Here is a 6,456-nt window from a genome sequence, read left to right as displayed (position 1 = left end):
GCCTCCTCCATCTCCAGCTATGCCGTGAAGGCCATGGACTGGGCGGTGAACGCCGGTCTGCTGTCCGGCAAGGGGAACAACACCCTGGCGCCTACCGCCGGGGCCACCCGTGCCGAGGTAGCGCAGATCTTCATGAACTTCTGTGAGAATATCGCAAAGTAAATGCCGGTACAGAGAGCGGGATGCCCCTTGGGGGCGTCCCGCTCTCCTGTCTGGTATTCAAATTTATAACAACTGATACATCATCACAAAGTGGCAGATACTACCTAGCAGGATAAAGACGTGAAATATCTCATGACAGCCAAAGCGGGGGTTATTTCGACCGGGCCACTTGACCGCGTAGAGTACACCGCCCACTGTGTACATGGCAGCCCCCATCATGAGCCAAAAGAAGCAAACGGAGGACAGGGCGATGCGGATGGGGCCGATGGCGAAGATGGCCAGCCAGCCCATGAACAGGTAGATTGCGCTGGTGAGCCAGCGGGGGATGGAGAGCTTGGTGATGGTCAGTATCATACCCACCACCCCCACACTCCACACCAGAGCCAGCAGGACAGGGCCACCGCTGTCCCGAAGGGCGGTCAAGCACAGAGGAGTATAGCTGCCAGCGATAAGAAGGTAGATGGAGCAGTGGTCATATTTCCGCAGAGCGAGGCGGCCGGGCACCGATACCCGCAGGCAGTGGTACAGAGTGCTGGCTGTGTAGAGGCAGACCATAGACAACCCATAGACAGCCATTAGTCCAAAGAGAAGCCCGTTTCCCTCGGCGGCAGTCCGGAGGAGAAGGTATATCGTTCCAGCCAGGGACAATACGGTGCCGGCTCCATGAGTGATGGCTGACCAGGGGCGTAAGCCGTCATAGGGATCCCGGACTTCCCGTCTCCGCCGGGGGACGGAGGGAAAGAGAGGGGGCTGAACCGTTATGGTATCAGGACGCATAGAGATCGCTCCTTTCAAGGTCAGGAAAGGCGGTTTTCTTAATACCAGTATATCCGTTTCACAGCAAAATATCAATGTGAAATATGACTAAATATAATATTTAAAATTAGATTATAAGATATAAAAAATAACGCCGGAGTATTCCGGCGTTACTTTTTGTGATTAGCCCTCAGTAATAGCATTCATGGGGCAGGTGCCAGCGCAGGAACCACAGTCCAGGCAGGCGCCAGCGTCGATCACATAGTGGTCATCGCCCTGAGAAATGGCGCCCACGGGGCAGGCATCCGCGCAGGAACCACAGCTGATGCAAGCATCACCGATCACATAAGCCATGTTAAGTACACCTCCATCAAATTGTACCTACATTTTAACACAACTTTTGAAAAATGCAATGCTAATTTTTAGAAAAGAGGGAAACCTTAATAAAGATTTTAGACCGAGGTGATCTTTCTATGGCAGACAGCCAGTTTACTTCTACCGCCCTAGGGGCCATCCGCCTGGCCCAAGAGAATGCCGCCCGCCTGGGACACAGCTATGTGGGCTGTGAACATCTGCTGCTGGGGCTGGCCAGCCAGGAGTACAGCCCCGCTGCCTGTGCTCTGCGTAAGGCTGGGGCAGACAGCCATACCCTCCGCTGCGCGATTGGCCAGCGGGTTGGGATCGGAGTGCCCGCCCGCTCCCTCCATCAAGGACTGACGCCCAACTGCTGTCAGGCGATTCGGGGTGCGGTGGGGGAGAGCCGCCGACTGGGTCATGGGGCGGTGAACTCAGAGCACCTGCTGCTGGGGTTACTGGGGGACGGGCAAAATGGCGCCATCCGCCTGTTGACCGACTGTGGTGTGGAACCGGCCCAGCTGTACCGACAAGTGGCCGCCTCCCTAGGCGGAGAGGAGCTGCCACCCAGAACCAGAACACGGGAGCCGGAGGCGAGGACTGCCTCCGACACCAGGCAACTGGACCAGTGCGCCCGGGATCTGACTCGAATGGCCGCCGAGGGAAGGCTGGACCCGGTTATCGGACGGGAGGAGGAGTTGGCCCGAGTGATTCAAATTCTGTCCCGGCGGACCAAAAACAACCCGGCCCTCATCGGGGAGCCGGGAGTGGGCAAGACTGCCGTGGCCGAGGGGCTGGCCTTAGCCATTGCGGACGGGACCGCTCCTGCCCACCTGCTGGGCAGGAGAGTGTGCGCCCTTGACCTGTCCTCCATGGTAGCAGGCACCAAATATCGGGGGGAATTTGAGGAGAAGCTGAAGCACGTCCTGAACGAGGTCCGCCGGGCGGGCAACATCATCCTGTTCATTGATGAGCTCCACACCATCGTGGGGGCGGGCTCTGCCGAAGGAGCTATTGACGCGGCCAATATTCTAAAGCCCGCCCTGGCGCGGGGGGAGATACAAGTCATCGGAGCCACCACTTTGGACGAATATCGTCGGCATATCGAAAAGGACTCCGCCTTGGAGCGCCGCTTCCAGCCGGTCACAGTGCGGGAACCCAGCCGGGACCAGGCTCTGGCCATTTTGAGGGGGCTCCGGGGCCGGTACGAGAGCCACCACCACCTGACGATCACGGATGAGGCGCTGGCGGCGGCGGTGGACCTATCGATCCGCTATCTGCCCCAGCGGTTTTTGCCCGACAAGGCCATCGACCTTGTAGATGAGGCCGCCTCCAGAGCCCGCTTGGACCGTCAGGCCCTGCCCCCAGAGCTGAAAGAGCTGGAGGATAGAGCCGCCCAGGCGGGCCGGCAGATGGGCCGGGCCATCCAGGACCAGGACTTTGAGCGGGCGGCGCTCCTCCGAGACGCGGAGGGGGACTTCCGCCGGCAGCTGAGAGAGGGAAAGGAGCGGTGGCAGGCAGCCCAGAAGCCCCGTCAGGTGGAGGAGAGCCACATTCGGGCAGTGCTGACCCAGTGGACTGGCGTTCCGGTCACCGATCCGGACGAAGCGGACAAGAAGGCTCTGTCTACGCTGGAGAAGGAGCTGAACCGCACTCTGCTGGGCCAGGACCGGGCGGTGGAGGCGGTGACAAAGGCTATCTGCCGGGGGCGCCTGGGGCTGAAGGACCCCCGCCGGCCAGTGGGCTGTTTCCTGCTGCTGGGCCCCAGTGGAGTGGGCAAGACCCAGCTATGCCGAAGCCTGGCTTCCGCCCTCTTCGGCAGCCAGGAGGCCCTGCTCCGCTTTGATATGTCTGAGTATATGGAGGCCCACAGCGTGTCCCGCCTTATCGGTTCGCCTCCCGGCTACGTGGGCCATGAGGAGGGGGGGCAGCTCACCGAGCGTGTGCGGAAAAATCCATGGTCTGTGGTACTGCTGGACGAGCTGGAGAAGGCACACCGTGACGTGTGGTCCATTTTGCTTCAAGTCATGGAGGAGGGGGTGCTCACTGACGCCCAGGGCCGCCGAACCGACTTCCGAAACACAGTGCTGGTCATGACCTCCAACCTGGGGGCGCGCCGCTTCGGAAAAAGCCAGAGTCTTGGCTTCCACACCGGAGGACAGGCGGAGCGGGAGGAGCTGGAGCGGGCCGTCCTGGCCGACGCCCGGTCCACCTTTGCCCCGGAGTTTCTCAACCGGCTGGATGCCACCTTGGTGTTCCATCCCCTGGAGCGGGATACGTTGGGGCAGATCGCCCGGCAAGTCCTGTTAGAGACAGGGGCCCGCCTATCAAAGCTGGGAGTGACCATGGAGGTAGAGGACCAGGCGGTTGCGCTGCTGGCGGACCGGGGCGCCGACAGGGAGTATGGAGCCCGGCCCCTGCGTAGGGCCGTTTCTACCCTGGTGGAGGACCCGGCGGCAGATTTGATCCTGGCAGGAAAATTGAAGCAGGGGGATACCCTGAGGGTCATGGCCCAGGAGGGGCAGGTACGGGTACAGCTGGTATAGCACTGGCCTGCGGAGATGGAAAAAAAGACGGCCCCCGGTCCTTTCTGGTCCGGGGGCGTTTCTGTGAAATCAGCCCAGCCGCACGATATGATCGATGGGCAGGGAACAAAGTACGCTCTGGGCTGGACTGCGTAAGCCGTGCTGGACGTTGACCGCCTCCATGATGGAAGCGCGCCTGTCAGTGGGTACCACGATGGCAACGATCTCACGTTCCGCCTTTAGATCAGTGTCATAGGCCTCCTCCAGCAGCTCAAGTCCGGCCAGACGGGCCTTTATGACTGTGCCGCCGCGGGCCCCGTGCTCTTTGGCAGTGGCCATGACATCGTCCGCGCTGCCACGACTGCAGGCCACCAGAATCAAGCTGTTTTCTGTGTGCTCCATAGGGACTTCCCCTCCTTTTTCCCTCTTTGCGCCCTCGCTTTGAAAATTGACCACGGCGGCGGTCAAACTGTTCAGTCCGCTGAGGGGCAAATCAAAGACAATGCCGCTGGCCCCAGTGCTTCCACGCAGGTCGCTGTCCAGATCATACAGCAGGCGGGCGGCGGTCTGGCGGGTGGCAAAGCTGAAGACCACATCCTTTTCGCTGGAGCCTAGGCCCAGGATATCCATGATCTCCGAGGTGGCGGTTCCCCTCCCGGCGCACTGGAGATGGAGGGACACCTGACGGCTGGCATACAGCTTTTCCATAGTCACGCCCCGGCCGCGCTCTACGATGGATACGATCAGACTGACTGCGTCCATTCAAGCCCCCTCCTTTCCGTCAAAATAGAGAATGACATCCTCTACCTGTTCCATGCGGTGCCGGAACCGGCGGCGGGCCAGGCTGTGCCGGACCACACTGGACAGACCCATGATCTGAATGGTCACCAGAGGGGTCATAGCTACCATAGCCACGATGCCGAAGGCATCAGTCATCACATCCCCGCCCAGGGCCTGACAGGCCCCCTGAGCAAAGGGAAGGAGAAAGGTGGCCGTCATGGGGCCGCTGGCTACACCGCCGGAGTCAAAGGCAATACCGGTAAAAATAGGTGGGACAAAGAAGGTGAGCCCCAGGGAGATGGCATAACCTGGGATTAGCAACCAAAAGATATTGAGACCGGTGAGCACCCGCAGCATGGCCAGACCCACGGAAACACAGACGCCGATAGACAGGGCGTGGCCCATGGCCTTATGGGTGATAGAGCCATTAGAGACCTCCTCCACCTGCTTGGTAAGGACGGCCACGGCGGGCTCGGCCTTGACGATATAATAGCCGATGACCATTCCGATGGGGACCAGCAGCCAGCGGTTGGGGCTGGAAGCTACGGTGGCACCAATGAGCTGGCCGGCGGGCATGAAGCCCACATTGACCCCGCACAGGAACAGGACCAGCCCTAGATAGGTGTAGACAAGGCCCAGACCGATCCGGAGCAGCTCGTTCCCCTTGAACCGGCGGGTGACGACCTGAAACACTAGGAACAGGCCGGCGATAGGAATAAGAGCGACGGCCACTTCCCGGAAGTAAGCCGGGAGTGAAACCCAAAAGTATTGGGCAGCCTCTAGTGTGGTGGATACGTCCGGGATGGAAGTGGTGTGGGGCACAGCCTGCTCAGGGCGGTAGATACTACCAAGTAGCAGTACGGACAGGATGGGACCGATGGAGCAGAGAGAAACCAGGCCAAAGCTATCGCTGGCGGAGTTTTTATCGCTGCGGGTGGAGGCAATACCTACGCCAAGGGCCATGATGAACGGTACTGTGATAGGTCCAGTGGTGACGCCACCAGAGTCGAAGGAAACGGGGATAAAGTTGGCGGGCGCGAGGGCTGCCAGGGCAAAGACGATAAAGTAGAAGACCAGGAGCAGCCGGCGCAGAGGGACAGCCATACGGATACGCATGGCGGCAATCACCAGGAATATTCCCACACCAATGGCCACGGTCCAGATTAGGACCGGGTTGTCGATGGACGGGACCTGCTCCGCCAGGACTTGCAGGTCTGGTTCCGCTACCGTGGCGAGTACACCCAGGAGAAAGTAGAGGACGATGGGGACAATCAGGTGTCTGGCCCGGCTCACTTCTACGCCCACTCCCTCACCCATGGGGGTCATGGACATATCCACACCCAGAGTAAAGAAGCCCATGCCGCCGATGAGCAAAATGGCGCCGAACAGGAACAGGACCAACGTGCCTGGATCGAGGGGCGCAATGGAGATGGAAAGGAGAAACACGATGGCCGTGATGGGCAGGACAGAGGAGAGGGACTCCTTATTTTTCTCCTTTAGCTGTTTGTTCAAGCGCACGGTCAGGCCTCCTTTCAAACGACTTGATTCCATTATACTGGAGGAAGAAAAATAAAACAGCAATCTTTATATTATCTTAATATGATTTAGACGGTTTTTATGGGGTATATGTGATAAAAACCGGAACAGCCAGCTGACCGATCCGGTTATCTTACGGGTAGTTGCGCCCAGGGGATATAGTGTGTATTGCGTCTTGAGTATCTGGATAGAGGGACTGATACCTTTACGGCGCAAGAATTTTAGGTATAAAGCAAGCCTGCCTGGCCTGAACAACAGCCAGCATTTGGTCAGACCGGGGAAGGACGTTCACAGGGAACGTCCCCTGTCGGATCGGAACAGCTAACAACAGTTTATTCAGACA

Annotated in this window: 6 protein-coding genes; 2 read left to right on the top strand and 4 right to left on the bottom strand. The window is 59.2% G+C overall.

Annotated elements, in window-relative coordinates:
• Positions 1-9 precede the first annotated feature (9 nt).
• Positions 10-162 (top strand): S-layer homology domain-containing protein, encoded by a 153-nt coding sequence (locus OCV64_RS16120; protein ID WP_366460875.1) that lies wholly within the window; start codon positions 10-12, stop codon positions 160-162.
• A gap of 63 nt (positions 163-225) precedes the next feature.
• Here the strand turns inward: OCV64_RS16120 and trhA are convergent, their stop codons facing one another.
• A complete protein-coding gene (gene trhA, locus OCV64_RS02085) occupies positions 226-939 on the bottom strand; it encodes a PAQR family membrane homeostasis protein TrhA (protein WP_262669143.1) in 714 nt (237 codons plus the stop codon).
• Positions 940-1,101: 162 nt separating this feature from the next.
• Complete coding sequence (locus tag OCV64_RS02080; RefSeq protein WP_147573351.1) at positions 1,102-1,272, bottom strand: DUF362 domain-containing protein; 171 nt, start codon at positions 1,270-1,272, stop codon at positions 1,102-1,104.
• Positions 1,273-1,391: 119 nt separating this feature from the next.
• Here OCV64_RS02080 and OCV64_RS02075 point away from each other — a divergent pair, with 119 nt between their 5' ends.
• A complete protein-coding gene (locus OCV64_RS02075) occupies positions 1,392-3,818 on the top strand; it encodes an ATP-dependent Clp protease ATP-binding subunit (RefSeq protein ID WP_262669141.1) in 2,427 nt (808 codons plus the stop codon).
• A 69-nt stretch (positions 3,819-3,887) separates the two neighbouring features.
• Here OCV64_RS02075 and OCV64_RS02070 read toward each other — a convergent pair whose 3' ends face one another.
• Together OCV64_RS02070 and OCV64_RS02065 are read right to left on the bottom strand one after the other, a co-directional pair.
• Positions 3,888-4,559, bottom strand: coding sequence for a hypothetical protein (locus OCV64_RS02070; RefSeq protein WP_262669139.1), 672 nt, complete (start codon positions 4,557-4,559; stop codon positions 3,888-3,890).
• Positions 4,560-6,089: a DUF1538 domain-containing protein gene (locus OCV64_RS02065; RefSeq protein WP_147573389.1), complete on the bottom strand. Its 1,530-nt coding sequence runs from the start codon at positions 6,087-6,089 to the stop codon at positions 4,560-4,562. It abuts the gene before it with no gap.
• Positions 6,090-6,456: the final 367 nt, after the last annotated feature.

Source organism: Muriventricola aceti (genome assembly GCF_025567565.1).
Classification (GTDB): domain Bacteria; phylum Bacillota; class Clostridia; order Oscillospirales; family Oscillospiraceae; genus Lawsonibacter; species Lawsonibacter aceti.
The sequence above is the reverse complement of the archived record's forward strand: the minus strand, read 5'-3'. Positions and strand labels throughout refer to the sequence as shown.

Coding starts and splice junctions, on each gene's coding strand:
- trhA (WP_262669143.1), bottom strand. CDS start 939: ATGCGTCCTGATACCATAACGGTTCAGCCCCCTCTCTTTCCCTCCGTC.
- OCV64_RS02080 (WP_147573351.1), bottom strand. CDS start 1,272: ATGGCTTATGTGATCGGTGATGCTTGCATCAGCTGTGGTTCCTGCGCG.
- OCV64_RS02075 (WP_262669141.1), top strand. CDS start 1,392: ATGGCAGACAGCCAGTTTACTTCTACCGCCCTAGGGGCCATCCGCCTG.
- OCV64_RS02070 (WP_262669139.1), bottom strand. CDS start 4,559: ATGGACGCAGTCAGTCTGATCGTATCCATCGTAGAGCGCGGCCGGGGC.